This is a genomic window from Clavibacter sp. VKM Ac-2873, from assembly GCF_015351075.1.
Lineage (GTDB): Bacteria > Actinomycetota > Actinomycetes > Actinomycetales > Microbacteriaceae > Clavibacter.
Genome location: NZ_JADKRS010000001.1, coordinates 996,092 through 1,021,499, shown reverse-complemented (window position 1 = coordinate 1,021,499; position 25,408 = coordinate 996,092). Strand labels below are relative to the sequence as shown.

The following is a 25,408-nucleotide window of genomic DNA, read 5'->3' as shown; positions in this document are numbered from 1 at the left end:
TCGTCGTGACCGGTCGCCTCAGCCGGCGCTCATCCGCTCGCTGATGACCTGCATCACCTGCGTGTCGGCAAGCGTGGTGGTGTCGCCGACGGCCCGCCCCTCGGCCACGTCGCGCAGCAGCCGCCGCATGATCTTCCCCGAGCGCGTCTTCGGGAGCTCCTGCACCACGAACACGCGGCGGGGCTTCGCGATGGCGCCGATCTGGTCGGACACGTGCTTCCGGAGGACCTCGTTCGGGTCCTCGTCGCCGAGCGCGCTCGCCTCGGCCGTCCGGAGGATCACGAAGGCCACGACGGCCTGGCCGGTGGCCTCGTCGGAGGCGCCGACGACCGCCGCCTCGGCGACGTACGGGTGCGCGACCAGCGACGACTCGATCTCCGCGGTCGAGAGGCGGTGGCCGGAGACGTTCATGACGTCGTCCACGCGTCCGAGCAGCCAGACGTCGCCGTCCTCGTCGAGCCGCGCGCCGTCGCCCGCGAAGTAGCGGTCGCCGAAGCGGTCCCAGTACGTCTCGCGGTAGCGCTCCGGATCGCCCCAGATGCCGCGGAGCATGCCCGGCCACGGCTCGGTCACGACCAGGAGGCCGCTCTCGCCGCGGGCCACGGGCTCGCCCTGGTCGTCGACCACGGCGACCTGGATGCCGGGGATGGGCGTCTGGGCGGATCCAGGCTTGGTGGCCGTCACGCCGGGCAGCGCGGAGATCATGATGCCGCCGGTCTCCGTCTGCCACCACGTGTCGACCACGGGGACGTCGCCGCCGCCGATGACGTCGCGATACCAGCGCCACGCCTCCGGGTTGATGGGCTCGCCGACCGAGCCGAGCAGGCGGATGGAGGAGAGGTCGCGGGCGTCCGGGATCTCGCGCCCGGTCTTCATGAAGGAGCGGATGGCCGTGGGAGCCGCGTAGAGGATCGTCACGCCGTGCTTCTCCACGATGTCCCACCAGCGGCCGGGCTCCGGGGTGTCGGGCGTGCCCTCGTAGATGACCTGGGTGGCGCCGTTGGCGAGCGGGCCGTAGACGACGTAGCTGTGGCCGGTGATCCAGCCGACGTCCGCCGTGCACCAGTAGACGTCCGTCTCGGGGTGCAGGTCGAAGACGTTGCGGTGCGTGTACGCGACCTGCGTGAGGTAGCCGCCAGAAGTGTGGAGGATGCCCTTCGGCTTCCCGGTCGTGCCGCTCGTGTAGAGGATGAAGAGGGGGTGCTCGGCCTCGAAGGCCTCGGCCTCGTGCTCCGGATCCGCGGCGGCGACGCGCTCGTGCCACCAGAGGTCGCGGCTCTCGTCCCACTCCACCGCGTTCTCGCCGCGCTTGACGACGAGGACGTGCTCGACGGATCCGGCCGATCCCACGAGCGCGGCGTCCACGGCGGGCTTGAGCGGGAAGACCTTGCCCTTGCGCCAGCCGCCGTCCGCGGTGATGACGACACGCGCCTCGGCGTCGTCGATGCGCGCGCGCAGGCTCTCGGCGCTGAACCCGCCGAAGACGACCGAGTGGACGGCGCCGATGCGCGCGACCGCCAGCATGGCGATGACGGCCTCCGGGATCATCGGGAGGTAGATGGCGACCCGGTCGCCCGCGACGACGCCGAGATCGCGCAGGGCGTTCGCGGCGCGCTTGACCTCCGCGGTGAGCTCGGCGTAGGTGAGGTCGCGCGCGTCGCCCGGCTCGCCCTCCCAGTGCAGCGCGACGCGCTGGCCGTGGCCGCTGAGCACGTGCCGGTCGAGGCAGTTGTAGGCGACGTTGAGACGGCCCTCGGGGAACCAGCGGGCGACGGGGGCGTCCGACCAGTCGAGGACCGTGTCGAACGGGGTCTCCCAGGTCACGAGCTCGCGGGCCCGGTCGGCCCAGAAGCCGAGGCGGTCGGCGGCGGCGGACGCGGCGAGGGACTCGTCGGCGACGCGCGTGGCGCGGAACGCATCCGACGGGGGATGGACGGACCCCGGTTCGGGTGTCGCGGCTCCGGGCTGGCTCGATAGGGGGTTCGTGGACATCGTCATCGTCATCCTCTCCGTCACCAACGTTAGCGGGTGGGCGCCTCGGCACCGGGGCGACAGGGGGCGGTCGTGGAGACCGGCTGGCCGGGAGTCCGGTGGGGGAACGGCCAGAACGCGCACAACCCTCCCGTGGCGGGAGGCGTGCAGCGTATGCTCATGCCGTCGGGTCAAGCCCGATGTGTGGCGAGTCCAGGATTCCCCCGATCCTTCGCCACGTGGCGGCGCCCGTTCCCCCGATGGGCGCCGCCCCTCTTCCTCCCCAGCCTCTCGCTGCGGTCCGTCCATCCCACGTCGGGTCGCGGCGCGACCGTGGCCGACGGCCGCGCCTAGTCTCCGCGCATGATCGAGTGGCAGGCATCCGTGGGCGGTCGGGGCGTCCCCCCGGGGGAGGCGTCGCGGCACCGGTCCGCGGGAGGCGCGGGGACGGGTGCGGACGAGGGACCCCGAGTCGTGCCCGCCGCGGCGTTCGTCCCACGTGCCCGCTTCCCGGGCGAGGCCCGGCGGGGATCCGGCCCTCGCGAGGCCGGGGCAGCGGGCACCCGCGCGGCCGTCCGCGTCCCGTCCGATGGTCCCGCAACCGCGCCCGCTCCGGTCCCGTCCCCGCGCCGGGTCCCGTCCGCGCTCGGTCCCCTCGCCCCTCTGGCGCGGGATCCCCGGACGACCGACGTGTTCGTCAACGGCGACGGCGAGGTGTGGGTCGACCGCGGATCCGGGCCCGAGCTCCGACCCGACGTGGACCTCGGCGGCGAACCCTCCGTGCGCGCGCTCGCCGTGCGGCTGGCCGCGGAGGGCGGGCGGCACCTGGACGAGGCGGCGCCGTGCGTGGACGTGAGGTTGGGCGACGGCATGCGCATCCACGCGGTCCTGCCGCCCGTCTCGACGCGCGGCACGCTGCTCTCCATCCGCCTCCCCTCGCGGACGAGGCCCACGCTCGACGCGCTCGACGCGGCGGGAGCCTTCCCTCCCGGCTGTCGCGCGCTGCTGGAGGAGGCGGTGCGCCGGCGCACGAACCTCCTGATCACGGGGGCAGGTGGCAGCGGGAAGACGACCCTGCTCGGCGCCTTGCTCGCCCGGGCGGATCCGCGGGAGCGCATCGTGCTCGTCGAGGACGTCGCCGAGCTCCGTGTACGGCACGCGCACGTCGTGTCGCTCGAGGCCAGGCAGGCGAACATCGAGGGGGCAGGGGAGCTGTCCCTGCCGCGCCTGGTGCGGGAGGCGCTGAGGATGCGGCCGGACCGGCTGGTCGTGGGGGAGTGCCGCGGCGGCGAGATCCGCGAGCTGCTCGGAGCGCTCAACACCGGTCACGACGGAGGCGCGGGCACCCTGCACGCCAACGGCGTCGCGGACGTGCCCGCCCGGCTCGAGGCCCTCGGCGCGCTGGCCGGCATGGACGCGGTCACGACGGCGCGCCAGGCGGTCAGCGCGATCGGCCTCATCATCCACCTCTCCCGGACGCCGCTCGGGCGTCGCGTGACGGCGGCGGGACGCCTCGCGACGGGCGGCGACGGCCGCCTCCGGGTCATGCCGGTGCGTTGGGAACCGCACCAGGGGCCGAGGGTGCAGGCGGCGGCGGTGGCCTCGGGCACGGACGGGACCGGCGCGTGATCCGGCGCACGCACGCCGTCCGGCTGCGTCTGCGTCTGCAGGGCGCGGAGGACGGGGTGTTCGTCGAGGAGACGGAGGAGATCGCCGCGTTCGTGCGACGGCTCGCGGTGCTTCTCGGTGCGGGGTTGCACCTCGAGCGCGCCTGGTCGCAGCTGGCTCCGTCAGGCGCACGGGTCAGGAGGGGGGAGAGCGCGGTGCCTGCGCTGGTCCGCCGCGTCGCCGCGGGCGAAGGCCCAGCTTCCCTCGCCGGTCGCATCGTCGCGGCGGCCACCGCGGGCGAGCCGGCGGACGGAGCCACCGCGCGATCGTGGTGCGCGCTCGCCGCCGGGCTCGAGGTCGCGGACCGCACGGGAGCGCCGCTCGCGCGATCCCTCCATCGCCTCGCCGACTCGCTCGTCGACATCGCGCGGGTGCGCCGTGATGCGGGGACGGCGCTCGCGGGGCCGGTGGCGACCAGCCGCACCGTGCTCCTCATGCCCGGCGCCGGCCTGCTCCTGGCCGCGGGTCTCGGCTTCGATCCTCTCCGCGTCCTCGTCACCACCGTGCCCGGGCTGGCGTGCCTCGTCGTGGGTTCCTCGCTCGTGGCGATCGGGTGGCGGTGGAATCGCGGCCTCGTGAGCCGGGCCGTCTCCCGTGATCCTGCACCGGGGCTCGCCCTGGACCTGGTGGCGATGGCCATGTCCGGCGGGGCGTCCGTGCCTCGTGCGGTCGCGGTCGTCCGCCGCGCCTGCGAGCGCGCCGGGCTGGGCGCGGGAGACGATCTCGCCGCCGTCGCGTCCGTCGTGGATGCCGCCGCGCGAACGGGCGCGCCCGTCGCCGTCCTCCTCGGCAGCGAGGCGGAACGGGTCCGCAGGGACGCCGCCACGTGCGCCGAGCGGGCTGCGGCGTGCCTGGCGGCACGGCTCATGCTGCCCCTGGGCGTGTGCATCCTGCCCGCGTTCCTGGCGGTGGGCGTGGTGCCGATGCTGCTGGCCGTCGTGTCCTCAACACTCGGCCACGGGTGACGGCATCCACCGTCGCGCTTCCCGCCACGTGGTGAGCCCGGCGGGCGGGGCATGGTGGCTCCCTCGCCGAAGGTCGGCAGGGACAGGACGGCGGGGATCGCCCGCCAGAAGAGGGGACGAGCACATGGGACGTATCGAGGAGCGGACGCACGCGATCGATGTGGATGATGCGGAGGGCACAGCAGCCCTCGTGCCGGCATCCGGGACGACCGGAGCCGCGGTGGCGACGCCGGGCCGCGCGGTGTGGCCCCTGGCCGCGGCGACAGCGGCTCCCGCGCGGTCGACGGGGCGCGTCACGAGCTGTGCGGGGATCTGCCGCGGAGAGGTGATGGCGACGCCCACGGTGACGCCCTCGCGGTCCGTGCGGGTGGCACAGGCGGCGCGTCGTGCGCTCGCCTGCCGCGCGGCGGGCGACGGGGGAGCGGCCACCGCCGAGTACGCGATCGCGACGATGGCTGCGGTGGCGTTCGCCGGACTGCTCGTGGTCATCCTGCAGAGCGACGAGGTCCGCGGCATGCTCCTCGACCTCGTACGGCGTGCCCTGACCTACGACCGGTGATCCCGATCACGTCGGCGGAGGGGCCTCCGCGACACGATCAGCACGGGCCCCCCGTCGCGGATCGGGGAGCTGCTTCCGCGGAGCTGGCGGTCGTGCTGCCCGCGGTCGTGCTGGTCCTCGGCCTCTGCCTAGGCGCGGTGCAGACGGTCGGCCAGCAGGTGATGCTGACGTCCGCGGCGGAGGAGGCGGCGCGGAGCATCGGACGCGGGGAGGACGCGGGCACGGCGGAGGCGCGCATCGAGGGCGCTGCCGCGGGAGCGGCCATGGCGGTGGAGCGGTCGGGTCACGCGGTCTGCGTCCGGCTGACGGCTCCCAGCCGCTTCGGGCCCGCCGGCGTCGCCGGGATCCGCGTCTCGGCGCGGGGCTGCGCGTGGCAGGAGGATCCGGATGCCCCGTGACGGCGACGTCGGCTCGGGCACCGTGGTCGCTGTCGGCGTGCTCGGCGCCGTCGCCGCCCTCGCGCTGACCACGGTCGCGGTCTCCTCCGTGCTCGTGGAGAGGGCCGCTGCCGCGGGGGCCGCGGACTCCGGGGCGCTCGCCGCGGCCGACGTCGCCGCGGGATTCGCGGCCGGCTCCCCCTGCTCGGCGGCGGTGGAGGTCGTGGTCGCTTCCGGGGCGGAGCTCACGCGATGCGACGTCACGGGCACGACGGCGGTCGTGGAGGCGGAGCGACACGGCGGCCCGTGGGGACTTCCCGTCACGGCGCGTGCGCGAGCCGGGCAACCCCCTACCCGGGCGTCGGGATGAGCGGCTCCTGGCCGTCGTCCGGGCCGGCGTCACCGCCCCGTCCGTGTCCGCGCGGGGCGCTCGGAACCCGCCGCGGCATCGCCTGGACACGGCGCGTCCGGGCGGCGTCGCGATTAGGTGGCCGGTCGGTGCGCGTGTGTATGGTGTGCCTTGTCGGGGACCCCGCCGCACGTCGCCCCGGATCGGATCCGATCCGAGCGGGCACGCAACCCGGACACCGGGCCGGACACCGGCCCCCATGAACGCATATATAAGGAGTCACGTGCCCGGCACGAAGAAGTTGGTCATCGTCGAGTCGCCGGCCAAGGCCAAGACGATCGCCCAGTACCTGGGCAGCGGCTACGAGGTGCAGGCATCCGTCGGCCACATCCGCGACCTCATCGAGCCCAAGAACCTGCCGCCCGAGCTGAAGAAGGGCACGCTCGGCAAGTTCTCCGTGGACGTGGAGAACGGGTTCGAGCCCTACTACGTCGTCAGCGACCAGAAGAAGAAGACGGTCGCCGACCTCAAGCGGGCGCTCAAGGACGCCGACGAGCTCTTCCTCGCGACGGATGAGGACCGCGAGGGCGAGGCCATCGCGTGGCACCTCCTGCAGGTGCTGAAGCCGAAGGTGCCGGTCAAGCGCATGGTCTTCCACGAGATCACCAAGGAGGCCATCGAGCGCGCCCGCGACAGCACGCGCGACATCGACACGGCCCTCGTGGACGCGCAGGAGACGCGGCGCATCCTCGACCGCCTCTACGGCTACGAGGTGTCGCCCGTGCTCTGGCGCAAGGTCGGTCCGGGCCTGTCCGCCGGACGCGTGCAGTCCGCCGCCACCCGCCTGGTCGTCGACCGCGAGCGCGAGCGCCTGGCCTTCGTGACGGCCTCGTACTGGGACCTCACGGCGTCGCTCTCGCCCCTCGACCAGGAGCTGCCGTTCGACGCGCGCCTCGTCCGCATCGACGGTGCCCGTATCGCCACGGGCCGCGACTTCGACGACAAGGGAGCGCTCAAGAACGACTCGCGCCCCCTCGACGCGAGCAGCGCCGAGGCGCTCGCCGAGGCCCTGCGCGACCCGTCCGTCCCGCTGAAGGTGCAGAGCGTCGAGTCGAAGCCCTACACGCGTCGCCCGGCCGCGCCTTTCACCACATCGACGCTCCAGCAGGAGGCCGCGCGCAAGCTGCGATTCTCCGCCCGGCAGACCATGAGCGTCGCGCAGTCGCTCTACGAGAACGGCTACATCACCTACATGCGCACCGACTCGCCCTCGCTCTCGCAGCAGGCGATCAACGCGGCCCGCAAGCAGGCCGCCGAGCTGTACGGGCCCGAGACCGTGCCCGACAAGCCGCGCCTCTACGCGGGCAAGAGCAAGAACGCGCAGGAGGCCCATGAGGCCGTCCGCCCCGCCGGCGAGACCTTCCGCACGCCGCAGCAGCTCGCCTCCACGCTGCGCGGCAACGACCACAAGCTCTACGACCTCATCTGGAAGCGCACCATCGCGTCGCAGATGGCCGACGCGAAGGGATCCACCGCGTCGGTCGTCATCGCCGCGGGGCCGACCTCCGCGGGCGAGGTCGCCGAGTTCGCCGCCTCCGGCACGGTCATCACGTTCCGCGGCTTCCTGGCCGCGTACGAGGAGAGCCGCGACGAGGAGCGCCACGGCGCCGCCGAGCCGCGCGAGGCGAAGCTGCCGGATCTCAAGAAGGGCCAGGACCTGCGCCTGGTGGACGTGGACGCCAAGGGGCACGAGACCAGCCCGCCGCCGCGCTACACGGAGGCGAGCCTCGTCAAGACGCTCGAGGAGCTGGGCATCGGTCGTCCGTCGACCTACGCCGCCATCATCTCGACGATCGTCGACCGCGGCTACGTCACGCCGCGCGGCACGGCGCTCGTCCCCAACTGGATCGCCTTCTCGGTGGTGCGGCTGCTGGAGGAGTTCTTCACGGAGCTGGTGCAGTACGACTTCACCGCGGGCATGGAGGACGACCTCGACCGCATCGCGGAGGGCTCCGCCGAGCGCGTCGACTGGCTGAAGGGCTTCTACTACGGCAACGACGCGCACAAGGGGCTCCGCCCCACCATCGACAACCTCGGCGAGATCGACGCCAAGGAGATCAACTCGCTGCGCATCGCGGACGACATCACCCTGCGCATCGGCAAGTACGGGCCCTACCTCGAGGTCCACGAGGAGGGCGCAGCCGCCGATGCCACGCCCCGCCGCGTCAACCTGCCGGAGGACCTCGCGCCCGACGAGCTGACGGCCGCGAAGGCACGGGAGCTGATCGACGCCCCCGTCGTCACCGACCGCGTCATCGGCATCAACCCGGAGAACGGCAAGCAGATCGTGGCGAAGGACGGGCGCTACGGCCCCTACGTCACCGAGCTCGATCCCGAGCCGGAGGCAGCGCCCGCCGCTCCCGCCGACGGCGTGGATCCCGCGACCGGCGAGGTGCTCGAGAGCACGACCGCCACCGCCTCGGCGGCTCCGGCCGCGAAGGCGCCCGCCAAGAAGCCCGCCGCGAAGAAGGCGGCGGCCGTCAAGCCGCGCACGGCCTCCATCTTCAAGTCGATGGACCTCGCCACCGTCGACCTGGAGACGGCTCTGCGTCTCCTCGACCTCCCGCGCGTGGTGGGCGACGACCCGGAGACGGCCACGCCCATCACGGCGCAGAACGGGAAGTACGGTCCGTACCTGAAGAAGGGCACGGACTCGCGCTCGCTCACGAGCGAGGAGCAGATCTTCGAGATCGACCTGCCGGGCGCCCTCGAGGTCTTCGCGCAGCCCAAGTACGGCGCCCGTCGCCCCTCCAGCGCGCTGAAGGAGTTCGACGCGGATCCCGTGAGCGGCAAGGGCATCAAGGTCAAGGACGGCCGCTTCGGCCCGTACGTCACGGACGGCGAGACCAACGCGACCATCCCGAAGAGCGAGTCCGTCGAGGACGTCGACTTCGACCGTGCCGTCGAGCTGCTGGCGGACAAGCGCGCCAAGGGGCCGGCCAAGCCGAAGTCCAGGGCGAAGGCCCCGGCCAAGGCGAAGGCCAAGGCGCCCGCGAAGGCGAAGACGACGGCGGCGAAGACGACCGCGGCGAAGACGACCACCGCGAAGACGACCACCGCGAAGGCGACCACGGAGAAGACGACCGCGGCGAGGTCGGCAGCCGCGACGAAGGCAGCTGCCACGCGGGCCGCCAACAAGGCGGCCGCTGCGGCGGCGACGGCGTCCGACGCGACGTGACCGGCGTCTTCATCACCCTGGAGGGCGGCGACGGCGTGGGGAAGTCCACGCAGTCGGCGCTCCTGCGGGGGTGGCTGGAGGACGCGGGCCACGAGGTCGTCGTCACCCGTGAGCCGGGCGGCAGCGACCTCGGGGTGGAGATCCGCGAGATCGTGCTGCACCGGAGGGGCCACATCGCGCCGCGCGCGGAGGCGCTGCTGTACGCGGCCGACCGCGCGCACCACGTCGAGACGGTCGTCCGACCGGCCCTCGAGCGGGGCGCGATCGTCCTGCAGGACCGCTACCTCGACTCGTCCGTCGCCTACCAGGGCGCGGGTCGGGTGCTGGACGCCGACGAGATCCGCGAGCTGTCGCTCTGGGCTGCGCAGGGGCTCCTGCCCGACCTGACCGTGCTGCTCGACCTCGACCAGGCCGCCGCCCGGGTCCGCCTCGACGCCGCGCGCACGCGCTTCGACCGGCTCGAGGCCGAGCGCGCCGACTTCCACGAGCGCGTGCGCCAGGCGTTCCTCGGGCTGGCCGGCGCGGAGCCGGAGCGCTTCCTGGTCGTCGACGCCGCGCGCCCGCGCGAGGAGATCGCCACGCAGATCCGGACCAGGGCTCAGGCGCTGATCTCCGCGGGGGCCTCCGCATGAGCGACGCGGCGGCCGGCGGCCCGACCGCGACCCGCACCGCCGGGCCTCGGACGACCGCCGTGCAGGCATCCGGGATGCAGGCGTCCGCGGCGTCCGCGAGCCCCGACGGCCGGGCGATCTGGGACGAGCTCACCGGGCAGTCCGAGGCCGTCGCCCTGCTCGCCGCGGCCAGCAGCCCGCGGGCCACCGCGCGCGACGCCGCCGGCACCGCGCTCGCGCACTCGTGGCTCATCACGGGTCCTCCCGGATCCGGCCGCTCCAACCTCGCCTACGCCTTCGCGACCGCGCTGCTCAGCGACGGGACGCCGGAGGGCGACGCGGCGACCGCACGCCAGGTCGCCGCCCGCAGCCACCCCGACCTGGGCGTGCTCGCCACGGAGCGGGTCATCATCGCCATCGACGAGGTGCGCGCGCTCGTCACGTCGTCGCAGTACTCGCCCTCGGTCGGTCGGTACCGCGTCATGGTCGTCGAGGACGCCGACCGGATGACCGAGCGCACGTCGAACCTGCTGCTGAAGGCGCTCGAGGAGCCGCCGGAGCGCACCATCTGGATCCTGTGCGCGCCCAGCGAGGCCGACCTGATCCCGACCATCCGCTCCCGCGTGCGCAGCGTGCGGCTGCGCATCCCGTCGGTCGAGGACGTCGCCGCGCTGATCCAGCGTCGTGACGGCGTCGACGCCGCCACGGCGACGCGTGCCGCCCGGGAGGCGCAGAGCCACATCGGGATGGCGCACCGGCTGGCCACGGACGCCGAGGCGCGCGAGCGCCGGAGCCGCACCCTGGAGCTGGCGCTCGGCATCCGGACGGTGGGCGACGCCGTCCGCGCAGCGGCCGCGATGCTCGAGCTCGCCGGCCAGGACGCCAAGGCCTTCACGGTGCAGCGCGACGCCGACGAGCGCGAGCGCGCGCTCCGGTCGCTCGGCGTGCAGGAAGGCGGGTCCATCCCGCCGCAGCTGCGCTCGCAGATCCGCCAGCTCGAGGAGGACCAGAAGCGGCGCGCCACGCGCAGCCTCCGTGACGGCATCGACCGGATCCTCGTCGACCTCATGTCCCTGCACCGCGACGTGCTCCTCCACCAGCTGGGGGCGGACCTCCCGCGGGTGAACGAGGCGATCGCCCCGCGGATCGCGGACGCCGCGGAGGCCGGATCCGCGGCGGCGTCGCTCGCGGTGCTCGACGCGGTCGGGGTCGCACGTCGCCGCATCGACGGCAACGTGTCGCCGGCGCTCGCCCTCGAGGCGATGCTCGTGTCCATCACCCGCACGCGCACGGCGGGTCGCGCATGACGCGCCGGAGCACGCGGAGGACGTCCGTCCGGCGCGCCGGAGCGCTGGGCGCCGTCCTCCTCGCCGCGGCCGTCGCCCTGAGCGGATGCGGCCTCATCCCCGTGCCCGAGCCGCGCAGCTCCACCTCGAGCCCCACGACGGAGGACGTCGCCCCCGACCTGGCCCGCTACTACGAGCAGGCCATCGCCTGGTCCCCGTGCGAGGACGGCGCCCAATGCGCGACCGCGACGGCGCCGCTCGACTGGTCGGCGCCGGACCCGGCGACGGACATCCAGCTCGCCCTCACCCGGCACACCGCACGCGGAGGAGGCACGCCGCGCGGCTCGCTCTTCGTCAACCCGGGTGGCCCCGGTGCGTCCGGCGTCGACCTCGTGAAGTCCAACGTCGACTACGCGGTGTCGCGCGACCTGCAGGACGCGTACGACATCGTCGGCTGGGATCCCCGCGGCGTCGGGGCGTCGACCGCCGTCGACTGCGTCGACGACGCCCAGCTCGACTCCTTCCTCTACGGCGAGACGGAGGCCCCTGCAGGGACCCCGGCGCACGACGCCGAGCTGGACCAGGCGTCGAAGTCCTTCGCCCAGTCGTGCGCCGCCCGATCCGGATCGCTGCTGCAGTTCGTCGACACGCAGAGCACCGTGCACGACCTCGACATGCTGCGGGCGCTGGTGGGGGACAGGCAGCTGAACTACCTCGGGTACTCCTACGGCACGAGCATCGGCGCGGAGTACGCCCAGGACTTCCCCGCGCACGTCGGGCGGATGGTGCTCGACGGCGCGACGGATCCGTCCGCGAGCTCCTTCGACGTCTCCCTCGCGCAGACGACCGGGTTCCGGACCTCGTTCGAGTCCTACCTGGCGGCGTGCCTGGCGGGGAACGGCTGCCCGTTCCGCGGATCCGTCGAGGAGGGCGAGCAGACCGTCGCCACCCTCATCGACCGCCTCGACCGGAGCCCGCTGCGCGCCTCCGACGGGCGGGAGCTCGACGGGGAGGTCCTGCGCAGCGCCATCAACTCGGCGCTCTACAGCGAGCAGCAGTGGCCGGCGCTCTCGAGCGCGTTCACCGAGGCGCTCCGCGGAGAGTCCACCACGGCGTTCGCGCTCGCCGACTCCTACTTCGGCCGCAAGCCCGACGGCACGTACGACGGCAACTTCTACGAGGCGTTCCTCGCCATCCAGTGCATCGACTACCCGGTGGAGCGGGATCCGGCGGTGCTCGTCACGGAGGCGGCCGAGCTCCGCGCCGCCGCCGGGGAGCTGGCGGACGACGACACCTCCCGCGACGGCGAACCGGACCCGCTCTGCGGCAACTGGCCCTATGCCGCCCGGCAGGCGCCGGCACCCGTGTCGGCGGAGGGCGCGGCGCCCATCGTCGTGGTCGGGACCACGGGCGATCCCGCGACGCCGTACTCGTGGGCGGAGGCGCTCGCGAGCCAGCTCTCCTCGGGCGTGCTCCTCACCTACGAGGGCGAGGGGCACATCGCCTACGTCCAGCGGGATCCGTGCATCGTGGCCGCGGTGGACGGCTACCTGCTCCGCGGGGATCCGCCCGCCGCCGGCACGACCTGCGGCTGATCCGGGCGCGGACCGACGGCATCCGTCGCGGTCCGAGCGGGGCCCGCGTGCGGGAGCAGCCTCCGGCATCCGGTATGCTCTCTACTCGTGCCCGGTACTCGCTGAGTCCGGGCCGGGCCGCCTTAGCTCAGTCGGTAGAGCATCTCACTCGTAATGAGAAGGTCGTCAGTTCGATTCTGACAGGCGGCTCCACCACCACCTCCCCTCGCCGTCGCGCTCTCCGCTCGAGAGCCGGCATCCGGCGGGGATCTCCCTCCACAGGGCGCGACCGTCGGTCGCGTCCGCCGTGCGCCGCCTGCCGGGCGAGCCCGCGGGCGCGGCGTCTAACATGGCCCCATGCGATCCCCTGCCGACGGCCCCGACCGCGCGCGCGCCGACCGCACCGATCCCGATGCCCCCGGGTCCCGCGTCCGCGCCCGTGACCGCCGTCGCACCCGCTCCCTGACGGCCGCCGTCGCGGTGGTCGCCCTGCTCGCCGCCGGCGCGGTCGGCGCGGGCGCGCTGACCGGTCGCGCCGGCAGCGCATCCGCGAGCGTCGCCGCCGTCGCCGCCGACCCGTCGCCCACCCCGAGCCCGACGCCCACGCAGGCGCCGCCGCGTCCCGCGCCCGCCGACCAGGCCGCGGCGCGCGACCTCCGCACGTGCTCCATCTCGTCCCTCGCGCAGGATCCGCGCCTCGCGACCTTCGAGGGCCAGGTGCGCGACGCCGCGACGGGCCGCGTGCTGTTCGACCGGAACGGCAGCACGCCGGAGCGCACCGCGAGCGTCATGAAGGTCATCACCTCGGCCGCCGCCCTCGCCGCCCTCGGCCCCGACCGGCGCATCGCCACGACGGTGGTCCGCGGCTCCGAGCCCGGCACCGTGGTGCTGGTCGGCGGCGGGGACCCGACCCTGTCGCGCCTCACCTCCGGCAGCTCCGTCTACCCGGGTGCGCCGCGCCTCAGCGACCTCGCCCAGCAGGTGCGCACGGCCTGGGCCGCGGATCCCGCCACCGCGGGCACGCCCATCACCCGCATCGTGCTCGACACCTCCCTGTTCTCGGGTGACACGTGGATCCCGTCGTGGGCCGCCTCCGAGCGGAAGGCCGGGTACTCCAGCTTCATGACGCCGCTGCAGCTCGACGCCGACCGCGCGGATCCCGCCGCCGTCGTCTCGGCGCGCAGCGAGGATCCGCTGGCGCGCGTCGGCAGCACCTTCCGCTCCATGCTCGGCGGCTCGGCCGACGTCACGCAGGGGACCGCACCGGCCGGTGCCGCGGTGCTGGGCAAGGTCGAGTCGCAACCCGTGTCGTCGCTCATCCAGACCGCGCTCATCAACTCCGACAACGTGCTCGCGGAGTCGCTCGCGCGGCTCGTGAGCATCCAGGTCGGCGCGGGGAACACGCAGCAGTCGCTCGCGGCGGGGATCCCGAAGGCCCTGCAGGCGTACGGGCTCGACACGTCCACGCTCACCATCGTCGACGGCCAGGGCCTCAGCCCGGACGACCGCGTCCCGCCGTCGCTGCTCGCGCAGCTGATGATCCAGGTCGACCAGCGGAAGCAGTCGCTGGGGTACCTGCACGACGGGCTCCCGGTCGCGGGCCGCACCGGCACGCTCTCGAGCCGCTTCACCGGTGACAGCGCCGTGGCCCGCGGGCACGTCCTGGCCAAGACCGGCTGGATCGACACCGGCTACACGCTCGCCGGCATCGTCGACGCGGCCGACGGCACGAAGCTGACCTTCGCCTTCTACGCCATCGGGAACGTCACCGGCGACGCGAAGGTCGCCCTCGACGCGCTGGCGGCGGGCACGTACCGCTGCGGGGCGGACCTGGGGGACGAGTGACGCGCAGCCCGGCCCCGGGCGGCGGAAACACGGCACCGGGCCCGGCCCGGGGAAGGAGCGGCGCATGAGACGGGCCCTGTTCATCATCGACGTGCAGAACGACTTCACGGAGGGCGGCGCGCTCGGCGTCGAGGGCGGCGGCGACGTCGCCCGCGGGATCACCCGGCTCCTCGCCGCGGAGCCCTACCGCTACGACCACGTGCTCGCGTCCCGCGACTGGCACGAGGCGACGGGCGACAACGGCGGGCACTTCGCCGCGGCCGGCACCGTCCCGGACTACTCGACCACCTGGCCCGCGCACTGCGTGCAGGGCACGTCGGGCGCGGAGTACCACCCCGACCTCGACGTCACCGCCGTCGACTTCCACCTCCGCAAGGGCCAGGGCGCGCCCGCCTACTCGATCTTCGAGGGCACCACGGAGGACGGCGTGCCGCTGGCCGACCTGCTGGCGCTGCACGAGATCACCGACATCGACGTCGTCGGCCTCGCGACCGACTACTGCGTGCTCGCCTCGGCCCTCGACGCGGTCCACCAGGGCAAGCGCGTCCGGATCCTCGCCGACCTCGTCGCGGGCGTGGCGCCCGCCACCAGCTCCGCCGCGCTCGACCGCCTGCGCGACGCCGGGGCCGAGATCGTCGACGGGCCCGCCGACTGACGATCGGCCGGCCGGGCCCCCGGCCGGCCGGCGTACGAGCACGAGCACGAGCATCACCACCGCACCGCACCGCACCGCACGGAAGAAGCGAGGACACCATGAGCGCATCCACCGAGACCGACCTCCTGTCGGGCACGCCCACCAGCCTGCTCATCGGCGGCGAGCGGGTCGACGCCGAGGGCGGGGCGACGTTCGAGGTCCGGGACCCGGCCACCGACGCCGTCCTCGCGCGCGTGGCCGACGCGAGCCCCGCGGACGGCGTGCGCGCCCTCGATGCGGCGGTGGACGCGCAGGCGGCGTGGGCGGCGACCGCGCCACGTGCCCGGGGCGAGATCCTGCGCCGCGCCTTCGACCTGCTCCAGGAGCGCAAGGACGAGTTCGCGCTCCTCATGACGCTCGAGATGGGCAAGCCCCTCGCCGAGTCGCTCGGCGAGGTCACCTACGGAGGCGAGTTCCTCCGGTGGTTCTCCGAGGAGGCCGTGCGCATCACGGGCCGCTACGGGACGAACCCCGAGGGCACCGGCCGCATGATCGTGTCGCAGCACCCGGTCGGGCCCGTGCTCCTCATCACCCCGTGGAACTTCCCGCTGGCGATGGCCACCCGCAAGATCGCGCCGGCGCTCGCCGCGGGCTGCACCGTGGTCATCAAGCCGGCCGACCTCACGCCGCTCACCACGCTCCGCTTCGCCGAGCTGCTGGCCGAGGCGGGTCTCCCCGCCGGCGTCCTCAACGTGATCCCCACCACGGCCGCCGGCGACGTCACCGGGCCGCTCATCGCCGACCCGCGGCTGCGCAAGCTGAGCTTCACCGGATCCACCCCCGTCGGCCGGCAGCTGGGCGCCCAGGCCGCGCAGAACGTGCTGCGCGTCTCGCTCGAGCTCGGCGGCAACGCGCCGTTCGTGGTGTTCGCGGACGCCGACATCGACAGGGCCGTCGACGGCGCGATGGCGGCGAAGTTCCGCAACGTCGGGCAGGCGTGCACGGCGGCGAACCGCTTCATCGTCGAGGCGTCCATCGCGGATGAATTCGCCGACCGGCTGCAGGAGCGCATCGACGCGATGCGGATCGGGCGCGGCACCGAGGAGGGCGTCACGGTCGGGCCGCTCATCGACGGCCGCGCGGTCGACAAGGCCGACCGGCTGGTGCGCGACGCCGTCGAGCGCGGCGCCACCGTGCGCGCGGGCGGCGAGCCGCAGGACGGTGCCGGCCACTTCTACCCGCCGACCCTCATCACGGGCGTCGCCGAGGGCAGCGACATCCTCCGCGAGGAGATCTTCGGGCCGGTCGTCGCCATCGTGCCCTTCGACGACGAGGACGACGCCGTGCGCCTCGCCAACGACACCGAGTTCGGCCTCGTCTCCTACGTCTTCACCCGCGACCTCGCCCGCGGCCAGAGGATGATCGAGCGGCTCGAGACGGGCATGACGGGCCTCAACATGGGCGTCATCTCCAACGCGGCGGCGCCGTTCGGCGGCGTGAAGCAGTCGGGGCTCGGCCGCGAGGGCGGGCTCGAGGGCATCCACGAGTACCTCAACACGAAGTACACGCTCACGCCCGACCCGTTCGCGTCGTAGTGGCGCACGTCGTCCCGGTCGACGACCTCGCGGATCCGCGGCTCGCCGACTACAGCCACCGCACCGACGTCGCGCTCCGGAAGGCCGAGGGCGCCGGCCACGGGATCTACCTGGCGGAGTCGGCGCTGGTGCTCGAGCGGGCGCTCCGGGCCGGGCACGCGCCGCGGTCCGTGCTCGCGCTCGGCGGCACGGTCGACGAGGCGCTGGCGCTCGTCGGGGATCGCGACGTGCCGGTGTTCACGGGGCCGGGCGAGCTGCTCGCGGAGCTCACCGGCTACGTGCTGCACCGCGGTGTGGTCGCGTCCCTCGACCGGCCGGCGCTCCCGTCGGTGGCGTCGCTGCTGGCGGGCGCGCGGCGCGTGGTCGTGCTCGAGGACGTCGTGGATCCCACGAACGTCGGCGCGATCTTCCGCTCGGTCGGCGCGATCGGCGCGGACGCGGTGCTCGTCACGCCGCGCTGCACGGATCCGTTCTACCGCCGGGCCATCCGCGTCAGCATGGGCACGGTGCTGCAGGTGCCGTGGACGCGCACGGGGGAGTGGCCCGAGACGCGGACCGCCCTCGCCGATGCCGGCTTCCACGTCGCGGCGCTGGCGCTGACCCCGGGCGCCGTGTCGATCCGCGACTTCCCGGCCGAGGAGCACGAGCGGCTCGCCATCGTGCTCGGGTCGGAGGGGCCAGGCCTCTCGGCGGAGGCGATCCGGTCGGCGGACACGGTGGTGCGGATCCCGATGGCGCACGGCATCGACTCGCTGAACGTGGCGGCCGCCAGCGCGGTGGCGCTCTACGCGCTGACCTGATCCCCGACCCGGCAACACGACACCATCGCTATCCTCGTCGTGTCCGACCGACTCGAGGAGACCGACATGACCTACCGCTGGCGCCGACCCACCCTGCTGGCCTACCTGTACCTCGTGCTGGCGCTGGCCGGCGTCGTGGTGACGTGGGCCTACAACATCACCGCCATCACGTCCGGGCGCGACTACCTCGGCGACTGGTTCGGCAGCGGCCCGTCGGTGTCCTCGCTCACGGCCGACGTGCTCATCGCCGCCATCGCGGCCGTCGTGTTCATCCTCGTCGAGGGGCGCCGCCTCGGGATCCGGTTCGCGTGGATCTTCGTGCTGCTCATCCCGCTCGTCGCGCTCGCGTTCGCCCTCCCGCTGTTCCTCGGCGTGCGCGAGATGCGCGTGCGCACGGAGGCCTCGCCCGGCTGAGACCTGTGCGACGCGCGGGTAGGGACCGGACGCGCGGGTGCCAGCGCCTAGCCTGGCCTCACCGACGAGAAGGGGTCCCCATGAGCACGCGTCCCGCACGACGGCGCCCCACGCGCCTCGCCGTCGTCTACCTCGTCCTCGCGGCGGCCGCCCTCGTGCTCACGTGGGCGGCGAACGTCCGCGTGGTCACGGAGGGACGCGACTTCCTCGCGGACCTCGGCGCCGGCGGTCCGGCGGTCTCGTCGCTCTCGTGGGATCTGCTGATCGCCGCGGTCGCGAGCGTCGTCTTCATCGTCGTCGAGGGGCGCAGGCTCCGGATGCGCCGGGTCTGGATCTACGTGCTGCTCGCCCCGCTCCTGGCGTTCGCGGTCGCCCTGCCGGTGTTCCTCGCGGCGCGGGAGATGCACCTGAGCGCGCCGGAGCGCGCGGAGCCGACGCCGCGGGCCTGAGCGCCGCTAGACCAGCAGCTGGTGCTTCGCGAGGTCGCGGTAGAGCGGCGTCGAGACGACGAGCTCCGCGTGCGTGCCGGTGCCGACCACGCGGCCCTTCTCGACGACCACGATGAGGTCGCTGTCGACGACGGTCGAGAGCCGGTGGGCGATGACGATGAGGGTGCGGTGCTCGGCGACCGCGTCGATCGCCTTGCGGAGCAGCTGCTCGTTGAGGCCGTCGAGGCTGGAGGTCGACTCGTCGAGCAGCAGGATCGGGGGAGCGGAGAGCAGCGTGCGCGCGATCGCGAGGCGCTGGCGCTCGCCGCCGGAGAGCATGATGCCGTCCTCGCCGACGGGGGCGTCGAGGCCGAGCTCGTTGCGCGCGAGCACCTCCGTGAGGTTCACGGCGTGGAGGACCTGGATGCAGTCCTCGTCGGTGGCGTCGAACGCGGTGAGCGTCAGGTTCTCGCGGAGCGTGCCGGCGAGGACGGGAGCGTCCTGCTCGACGTAGCCGATCTGGCGGCGCAGGTCCTCGCGGTCGAGCGCGCGGATGTCCTGCCCGCCGACGCGGACGACGCCGGACGTCGGGTCGTAGAAGCGCTCGATGAGGGCGAGGATCGTGCTCTTGCCGGCGCCGGACGGGCCGACGAGCGCGATCCGGGTGCCGCGCTCGGCCCGGAAGCTGATGCCCTGGAGGACGCCGCCGCCCGTGCGGTCGGCGCCCGGAGCCGCATCCGCCGCGTCCGCCGCGGAGGCCGACGGGTCGGACGGTGCGGCGGAGTCCGCGTCCGCGTCCGCCGTCGTCGGGTACGCGAACCGCACGTCCACGAGCTCGACGGCGGGCGCCCCGGTGCGCTCCTCCGCTGCGGGCGAGCCGCCGCGGAGGCGGCCGGCGAGGGCGGCGTCGCCGTCGGTCTCGACCGGCAGCTTCACGATCTCCTGGATGCGGCCGAGCGCGCCGAGCGCCTGGTTGACCGCGGTCACGGCGCCGAAGGCCTGGCCGAGCGGCATGATCATGAGGAAGAGGAACAGGATGAAGGCCACGAGGTCGCCGACCGTGATGGCCCCGGCCGCGACGCGGTATCCGCCGACGCCGACCACCACGAGGAACGACGCCTGGAGCGCGATCCCGGCGATCGGCACGACCACGGCGGACGCCTTCGCGACCTTGATGCCCATCTCCCAGGCGCCCTCGGCGTCCCGCTCGATGGTGCGGATCTCGCGGTCGGTGGCGTTGCTCGCGCGGACGGTGCGGATCGCGCCGATGGCCCGCTCGACGCTCGCGGCCAGGTCGCCGACCTTGCGCTGGGCGCGCTGGCTCGCGACGCGGATCCGCCCGGACAGGCCCACGACGGCGACGACCGAGACGGCGACGACGAGCACGGTGAGGCTGAGGAGCACGGGGTCGATGATCAGCATCGCGATGATGGCGCCGAGGAACGTGACCGCGCCGCCGATCGCCTCGACGAGGCCCTGCGTGAGGACGGCGCGCAGGAGCGTCGTGTCGGAGCCGACGCGCGAGACGAGGTCGCCCGTGCGGCGCGTGTCGAACTCGGAGATCGGGAGGCGCAGGATCCGTCGCACGAGAGTGCGGCGCGACGAGAGCACGATGCCCTCGCCCATGCGCTGCAGCAGGTAGTGCTGGTAGCCGGAGAGCACGCCGGACACGACGACGAGGCCGACGAGCGCCCAGACGAGGACGCCGAGCTGGCCGCCCTCCTGCACGACGCCCACGACGCGCTGCACGAGGAGCGGCTGGCCCAGGCTCGCGGCCGCGCCCAGGATGCTGAGCACCACCACGAACGCCATCAGGCCGCGCTGCTCGAGGATGTAGGGCAGGAGCTCCGAGAAGCGGGCCCGGGGTCCGTCGTCGGCCGAGTCGCGGCGGGCGAACGGGTTGCGGGAGCGTGCGCGCGGCGCGGCGGCGGTCTCGGGGCGGGCGGTGCTCATGCGTGTTCTCCCGGGTGGTGGGTGCGATCGTGATGCGGCGCGCGGCCAGCCGGGTGGACGGCCGGCGAGGGTTCGGGTGTCCGACGAGCGGAGCGTCGCGCGTGCCGCATCGCCGTGGCGACTCTACGCGCCGGCCACCGCGCGACCGCCGGGAGTGATTCCGCTCGTGGAGAAAACCCCCGGCCATCTCTAGGCTGTGGACTCGTGCCCACCCCCGTCATCACCGCCGACCGCCTCGTGAAGAAGTACGGCGACCACGTCGCCGTCGACGGCCTCTCCTTCGAGGTCGCGCCCGGCGAGTCCTTCGGGCTGCTGGGCCCCAACGGCGCGGGCAAGTCCACGACCATGCGCATGATCGGCGCGGTCTCCTCCCGCACGGGCGGCTCGCTCGACATCCTCGGGCTCGACCCCGACACGCACGGGCCGGAGATCCGCTCGCAGCTGGGCGTCGTGCCGCAGGCCGACAACCTCGACCTGGAGCTCAAGGCGCGCGACAACCTCATCGTCTACGGCCGCTACTTCGGACTGCCCCGGAAGCAGGTCGCGGCGCGCGCCGACGAGCTCCTCGAGTTCGCGCAGCTGACGGACCGCGCGGGCGCCAAGGTCGACGACCTCTCCGGCGGCATGAAGCGGCGCCTCACCATCGCGCGGGCCCTCATCAGCGACCCGCGGATCCTGCTGCTCGACGAGCCGACCACGGGCCTCGACCCGCAGGCCCGCCACATCCTGTGGGACCGCCTGTTCCGCCTCAAGGAGCAGGGCACGACGCTCGTGCTCACCACGCACTACATGGACGAGGCCGAGCAGCTCTGCGACCGGATCATCGTGGTCGACGAGGGCCGGATCATGGCGGAGGGCTCGCCGGCGTCCCTCATCCGCGACCACTCGAGCCGCGAGGTGCTCGAGGTGCGCTTCGGATCCGACCGCAACGAGTCCGCGTCGCGCGAGATCGCCGGGTACGGCGACCGCGTGGAGGTGCTGCCCGACCGCGTGCTCGTCTACGCGTCCGACGGCGAGGCCGTGCTCAGCCGGATCCTCGAGCAGGGCCTGAAGCCGATCACCACGCTGGTGCGCCGCTCGAGCCTCGAGGACGTCTTCCTCCGCCTCACGGGACGGAGCCTGGTCGAGTGAGCGTCGTCGACCGCGCCGCCGCCGGGGGATCCGCGGCCGAGGGCACCGGAGCCGACGACCGCGACCGCGCCGTCCGGGGCGGCGTCCGCCCGCGCCGCTTCGGCGCCTGGTACGCGGCGGAGCACCGCCTGCTCGGGATCCGCGCCTACGCCGGCACCGTGATCGCCACGGGCATCGCGAGCCCCTACGTCTACCTGTACGCGCTCGGCGTGGGCCTCGCCACGGTCGTCGACCGGGGCACGGGCGCGAACACCGCGCTCGGGATCAGCTTCCTCGTCTTCGTCGCGCCGGCGCTGCTGGCGACGAGCGCCATGACGGTCGCGAGCGAGGAGTTCACCTACCCGATCCTCGGCGCGTTCAAGTGGAACCCCGTGTTCCAGGCGATGAACGCGTCGCCGCTCACCCCCGCGCAGATCGTGGACGGGCAGGTCATCGGCGTCGCGATCCGCATGGCGCCGACCTGCATCGCCTACTTCGCCTTCATGCTGCTGTTCGGCGCCGTGCCGCTCGGCACGGGCGTCCTCGCGATCGGCGCCGCCCTGCTGACGGGCATGGCGATCGGGGTGATGATCATGGCCTACGTGTCGACGCTCGAGCAGGACAGCGGCCAGATCGCCATGGTCCTGCGCTTCATCATCACGCCGCTCTCGCTGTTCTCCGGCACCTTCTTCCCGCTCACGCAGTTCCCGGTCTGGCTGCAGTGGATCGGCTGGGTCTCGCCGCTCTGGCACGGCACCGAGCTCGGCCGCGTCGCCACGTACGGGATGCAGGAGCCGCTCTGGCTGACGCTCGTGCACGTGGCGTACCTGCTGCTCTGGCTCGCGGTCGGCTGGACGCTGGCCCGCCGCGTCGCGACGAGGAGGCTGCGCAAGTGACCGGATCCACCGCTCCCGCCCCCGTCGCCCCCGTCCGCCGCCGCGGCACCAGCGCGCTCTACGCCGGCAACGCCCGCTCGGTGCTCTCGCGCGGTCTGCTGGCCACGCGCAGCACCAACTGGACCGTCGTCCTCTCCGGCTTCTTCGAGCCCGTCTTCTACCTGCTCGCGATGGGGATCGGCCTCGGCTCGCTCGTGGGCGACGTGACGACGAGCACCGGCCAGCCCGTGCCGTACGCCGCGTACATCGCACCCGCGCTCCTCGCGGTCTCCGCCATGAACGGCGCCGTCTACGACTCCACCTGGAACGTCTTCTTCAAGATGAACCACTCGAAGCTGTACCAGGGCATGCTCGCGACCTCGCTCGGTCCGCTCGACGTGGCCTTCGGCGAGATCGGCCTCGCGCTCCTCCGCGGCGTCGTCTACTCGTCGGGCTTCCTCGTGGTGATGCAGGTGCTCGGCCTCAACCTGTCGTGGTGGGCGATCCTCGCGCTGCCGTCGGTGGTGCTGGTCGCGCTGGCGTTCGCGAGCTTCGGCATGGCGGTGACGAGCTACATGAAGACGTTCCAGCAGATGGACTGGATCAACTTCATCCTGCTGCCCATGTTCCTGTTCTCGGCGACCTTCTACCCGCTGTCGGTGTACCCGCCGTGGATCCAGACGGTCATCCAGGCGCTGCCGCTCTGGCACGCCGTGGAGCTGGTGCGCGGCTTCACGACGGGCGCGCTCTCGTTCGCGGTCGTCGGCCATGTGCTCTACTTCGCCGTGATGACGGCGATCGGCCTGGTCTTCACGACGCGGCGGCTGCGGGTCCTCTTCCTCGACTGAGGCCGCCCGCGACGAGCGCGAGGCCGGCGGCGCCCATGATCACGGCGGCGGTCCCCATCGCGACCGGGTAGGCGGCGGGCTGCGCGGACGCCGGAACCAGGGCGAGGGCCTGGGCCGTCACGACGGTCGCCAGCAACGACGTGCCCGCGAGCACCGTCGACGTGAGCGACGAGACCCGGCCCATCGTGCCGACGGGCGTCTCCGCCTGGAGGATCGGGCCCTGCGAGACGAGGTACACGGCGAAGACGAGGCCCGCGACGCCCATGAGGATCGCCGCGGGCAGGAGCAGGCGCACGGTCGAGTAGGCGGCGTAGGTGACGCCGAGGGCGACGAGCGCCGCCGGGAGCGCGCGCTCGGGGCGGACGCGGGCGACGAGCGCAGGCGCCGTGAGGGATCCGACCAGGCCGCCGACCGCGAACATCGCCGTGACCACGCCGTACTCCCCGGCCGTCAGCCCCATCGTGGTGAGGGCGACGAGGGCCAGGGTCGCGTTGTTGACGCCCAGGGTCACGCCGTACGCGGCGAGGCCGGCCACGAGGACCCGCAGGCGCGGCGAGGCGCGCACGATGCGGATCCCGGCGGCGAGCTCCGCGCGGAACCGGGCGCCCGCGGTGGCGACCGTGCCGGGGGCGCTGGCGTCCATCGAGCCGGCGTCCGTCGAGCCGGCGCCCGCCCCCGTGGCCCCGCGCTCGCGCACCGCGAGCACGAGCGCCGCCGACACGAGGAACGACACGGCGTCCATCACGAGCGCGGGCCGCGGCCCGAGCGCGGCGTAGACGGCCGGGCCGGCCATGGCCGAGAGGATCCCGACGCCCGTGCTCGCGAGGAGCGTGCGTCCCGCGGCGGCCGCGCGGCGATCGGCGGGGACGACCACCTGCACGAGCGCGGCCCGGGCCGGGTCGAAGAGCTGGGACGCGCAGCCGATGAGGAACTGCGTCGCTATGACGGCGCCGATCACGACGGCCGCGGGCCCGGTCACGGCGATCACCAGGAGCGGCAGGAGCAGCGCCGCCCGCACGAGGTCGGCCGCGACCATCACGCGGCGGGCGGGCCAGCGGTCGACCAGCACGCCCGCGAGCGGCGCGAGCAGGAGCCGCGGCAGGCTCGTCGCGCCGATGACCGCCCCGATGTAGAGCGGCAGGGACGGGTCGCCGGGCGCGAGGCCCGTGGCGAGCCACACGGTGACGGTCGCCGCGAGCACGTACTCGCCGAAGGCGGAGAGCGCCTGCGCGAGCCAGATGAGCGTGAACGAGCGGGAGATCAGGAGCGGAGGTCGCGGGTCGCGCGCGCGGCGGTCGGGTCGGGGTCGGGCACGGGCGGCCTCCGATCGGTCGTCTCCTCCCCACGGTAGCGGCAGGCGGGCGGGCGCCCGGGCGGTGCGGTCGCGCCGGATCCGCTCGGTACCCTGGCGGGGAGCGCCACCCGGGCGCGGCCGGCCGCGCGCCGGGGGAGGCAGGTGCCCATGGGCCGCGTCGTGGTGCTCGGATCGCTCAACGTCGACCAGGTGGTGCGCGTCCCGCGGCATCCGCAGCCGGGGGAGACCCTGATGGGATCCGACCCCGAGCGGCTCTGGGGCGGCAAGGGCGCGAACCAGGCGGTCGCCGCGGCCGACGCCGGCGGCGAGGTCGCGATGGTCGGGGCGGTCGGCGACGACGCCGACGGCTCCGCCTACCGCGCGCGCCTGGCCGACCGCGGCATCGACGTGTCCGGCCTCGCCACGGTGGATGGCGCCACGACGGGCCTCGCGATCATCGCGGTGGACGACGACGGCGAGAACACGATCATCGTCGCGCCCGGCGCCAACGCCCGCGTGACCGACGCCCACCTGGATCCGCTCGACGCGCTCGCCGCGGGCGACGTGCTCCTCGCCTCGCTCGAGCTGCCCCTCGACACGGTCGCCGCAGGCATCCGTCGCGCGCACGCCGCCGGCGCCCGCGTCGTGCTCAACCTCGCGCCCTTCGCCGCGCTGCCCGCCGAGGTGCTCGCGCTCGCGGATCCCGTCGTCGTCAACGAGCACGAGGCCGGGCTCCTCCGCCAATCGGGCACGCCCGCGCCCGCGTCGCTGCTCGTCACGCTGGGCGCCGAGGGCGCGGTGTGGGGCGACGTCGAGGTCCCCGCGTCGAAGGTCGCCCGCGTCGTCGACACCACGGGCGCGGGCGACGCGTTCTGCGGCGCTCTGGCCTCCGCGCTCGCCGCGGGCGCCGACCGCGAGGCCGCCCTGGTCGTCGCGGCCGACGCGGCCGCGGTCGTCGTGCAGCGCCAGGGCGCGCAGCCGGCGGACGACTGATCCGCGGGGCCGGAGCCGGCG

The 25,408-nt window shown here is 74.0% G+C and carries 22 protein-coding genes and 1 tRNA gene; 20 read left to right on the top strand and 3 right to left on the bottom strand.

The window, feature by feature from the left end; translation table 11 throughout:
- Window positions 1–18 precede the first annotated feature (18 nt).
- Window positions 19–1,998, bottom strand: coding sequence for an acetate--CoA ligase (acs, locus tag ITJ44_RS04740; protein WP_194633577.1), 1,980 nt, complete (start codon window positions 1,996–1,998; stop codon window positions 19–21).
- 336 nt (window positions 1,999–2,334) lie between these two features.
- On the opposite strand from acs, the gene ITJ44_RS04735 reads away from it, so the two are divergent.
- The 16 genes from ITJ44_RS04735 to ITJ44_RS04660 all read left to right on the top strand — a co-directional run bounded on the left by ITJ44_RS04735 (window position 2,335) and on the right by ITJ44_RS04660 (window position 18,335).
- Window positions 2,335–3,600: a TadA family conjugal transfer-associated ATPase gene (locus tag ITJ44_RS04735; RefSeq protein ID WP_194633576.1), complete on the top strand. Its 1,266-nt coding sequence runs from the start codon at window positions 2,335–2,337 to the stop codon at window positions 3,598–3,600.
- On the top strand, window positions 3,597–4,604 hold the full coding sequence (locus ITJ44_RS04730) for a type II secretion system F family protein (protein WP_194633575.1): 1,008 nt from the start codon (window positions 3,597–3,599) through the stop codon (window positions 4,602–4,604). The genes ITJ44_RS04735 and ITJ44_RS04730 overlap by 4 nt, the downstream gene beginning before the upstream one ends.
- A 328-nt stretch (window positions 4,605–4,932) precedes the next feature.
- A complete protein-coding gene (locus tag ITJ44_RS04725; RefSeq protein WP_194633574.1) occupies window positions 4,933–5,163 on the top strand; it encodes a DUF4244 domain-containing protein in 231 nt (76 codons plus the stop codon).
- Window positions 5,160–5,561: a TadE family type IV pilus minor pilin gene (locus ITJ44_RS04720; RefSeq protein WP_194633573.1), complete on the top strand. Its 402-nt coding sequence runs from the start codon at window positions 5,160–5,162 to the stop codon at window positions 5,559–5,561. Before ITJ44_RS04725 ends, ITJ44_RS04720 begins: the two co-directional genes overlap by 4 nt.
- On the top strand, window positions 5,551–5,910 hold the full coding sequence (locus tag ITJ44_RS04715) for an Rv3654c family TadE-like protein (RefSeq protein ID WP_194633572.1): 360 nt from the start codon (window positions 5,551–5,553) through the stop codon (window positions 5,908–5,910). Before ITJ44_RS04720 ends, ITJ44_RS04715 begins: the two co-directional genes overlap by 11 nt.
- Before the next feature lie 262 nt (window positions 5,911–6,172).
- Window positions 6,173–9,127 carry a type I DNA topoisomerase gene (topA, locus tag ITJ44_RS04710; RefSeq protein WP_194633571.1) on the top strand — a complete coding sequence of 985 codons (2,955 nt, stop codon included), beginning with the start codon at window positions 6,173–6,175 and terminating at the stop codon, window positions 9,125–9,127.
- A complete protein-coding gene (gene tmk, locus ITJ44_RS04705) occupies window positions 9,124–9,759 on the top strand; it encodes a dTMP kinase (RefSeq protein ID WP_194633570.1) in 636 nt (211 codons plus the stop codon). Before topA ends, tmk begins: the two co-directional genes overlap by 4 nt.
- A gap of 74 nt (window positions 9,760–9,833) precedes the next feature.
- Complete coding sequence (locus ITJ44_RS04700; RefSeq protein WP_194634059.1) at window positions 9,834–11,045, top strand: DNA polymerase III subunit delta'; 1,212 nt, start codon at window positions 9,834–9,836, stop codon at window positions 11,043–11,045.
- Complete coding sequence (locus ITJ44_RS04695) at window positions 11,042–12,619, top strand: alpha/beta hydrolase (RefSeq protein ID WP_194633569.1); 1,578 nt, start codon at window positions 11,042–11,044, stop codon at window positions 12,617–12,619. Before ITJ44_RS04700 ends, ITJ44_RS04695 begins: the two co-directional genes overlap by 4 nt.
- Window positions 12,620–12,735: 116 nt before the next feature.
- Window positions 12,736–12,811: transfer RNA gene (locus ITJ44_RS04690), tRNA-Thr, on the top strand.
- 144 nt (window positions 12,812–12,955) lie between these two features.
- Entirely contained in the window at window positions 12,956–14,443 is a 1,488-nt protein-coding gene (gene dacB / locus ITJ44_RS04685) for a D-alanyl-D-alanine carboxypeptidase/D-alanyl-D-alanine-endopeptidase (protein ID WP_228494488.1), read from the top strand.
- Window positions 14,444–14,507: 64 nt separating this feature from the next.
- On the top strand, window positions 14,508–15,098 hold the full coding sequence (locus tag ITJ44_RS04680) for an isochorismatase family protein (RefSeq protein ID WP_194633568.1): 591 nt from the start codon (window positions 14,508–14,510) through the stop codon (window positions 15,096–15,098).
- 98 nt (window positions 15,099–15,196) lie between these two features.
- The gene (locus tag ITJ44_RS04675; protein ID WP_194633567.1) at window positions 15,197–16,672 is read left to right on the top strand and encodes an NAD-dependent succinate-semialdehyde dehydrogenase; all 1,476 of its coding nucleotides are present in this window, start codon (window positions 15,197–15,199) and stop codon (window positions 16,670–16,672) included.
- On the top strand, window positions 16,672–17,472 hold the full coding sequence (locus ITJ44_RS04670; protein ID WP_194633566.1) for an RNA methyltransferase: 801 nt from the start codon (window positions 16,672–16,674) through the stop codon (window positions 17,470–17,472). The genes ITJ44_RS04675 and ITJ44_RS04670 overlap by 1 nt, the downstream gene beginning before the upstream one ends.
- A 66-nt stretch (window positions 17,473–17,538) precedes the next feature.
- Window positions 17,539–17,886, top strand: coding sequence for a DUF2834 domain-containing protein (locus tag ITJ44_RS04665; RefSeq protein WP_194634055.1), 348 nt, complete (start codon window positions 17,539–17,541; stop codon window positions 17,884–17,886).
- A gap of 80 nt (window positions 17,887–17,966) precedes the next feature.
- Window positions 17,967–18,335 carry a DUF2834 domain-containing protein gene (locus ITJ44_RS04660; protein ID WP_194633565.1) on the top strand — a complete coding sequence of 123 codons (369 nt, stop codon included), beginning with the start codon at window positions 17,967–17,969 and terminating at the stop codon, window positions 18,333–18,335.
- Between the two features lie 6 nt (window positions 18,336–18,341).
- On the opposite strand, the gene ITJ44_RS04655 is transcribed toward ITJ44_RS04660, so the two are convergent.
- Complete coding sequence (locus tag ITJ44_RS04655; protein WP_194633564.1) at window positions 18,342–20,267, bottom strand: ABC transporter ATP-binding protein; 1,926 nt, start codon at window positions 20,265–20,267, stop codon at window positions 18,342–18,344.
- A gap of 204 nt (window positions 20,268–20,471) precedes the next feature.
- Here ITJ44_RS04655 and ITJ44_RS04650 point away from each other — a divergent pair, with 204 nt between their 5' ends.
- From ITJ44_RS04650 to ITJ44_RS04640, 3 genes are read left to right on the top strand one after another with little or no spacing between them, the layout of a single operon-like run.
- Complete coding sequence (locus tag ITJ44_RS04650) at window positions 20,472–21,398, top strand: ATP-binding cassette domain-containing protein (protein WP_194633563.1); 927 nt, start codon at window positions 20,472–20,474, stop codon at window positions 21,396–21,398.
- The gene (locus tag ITJ44_RS04645) at window positions 21,395–22,273 is read left to right on the top strand and encodes an ABC transporter permease (protein WP_370551617.1); all 879 of its coding nucleotides are present in this window, start codon (window positions 21,395–21,397) and stop codon (window positions 22,271–22,273) included. Before ITJ44_RS04650 ends, ITJ44_RS04645 begins: the two co-directional genes overlap by 4 nt.
- Entirely contained in the window at window positions 22,270–23,100 is an 831-nt protein-coding gene (locus tag ITJ44_RS04640) for an ABC transporter permease (protein ID WP_194633562.1), read from the top strand. Before ITJ44_RS04645 ends, ITJ44_RS04640 begins: the two co-directional genes overlap by 4 nt.
- On the opposite strand, the gene ITJ44_RS04635 is transcribed toward ITJ44_RS04640, so the two are convergent.
- Window positions 23,063–24,361, bottom strand: a complete 1,299-nt coding sequence (locus ITJ44_RS04635) for an MFS transporter (protein WP_370551641.1) — start codon at window positions 24,359–24,361, stop codon at window positions 23,063–23,065. The genes ITJ44_RS04640 and ITJ44_RS04635 overlap by 38 nt on opposite strands.
- Window positions 24,362–24,562: 201 nt before the next feature.
- Here ITJ44_RS04635 and ITJ44_RS04630 point away from each other — a divergent pair, with 201 nt between their 5' ends.
- The gene (locus ITJ44_RS04630; RefSeq protein WP_228494487.1) at window positions 24,563–25,387 is read left to right on the top strand and encodes a ribokinase; all 825 of its coding nucleotides are present in this window, start codon (window positions 24,563–24,565) and stop codon (window positions 25,385–25,387) included.
- Window positions 25,388–25,408 lie beyond the last annotated feature (21 nt).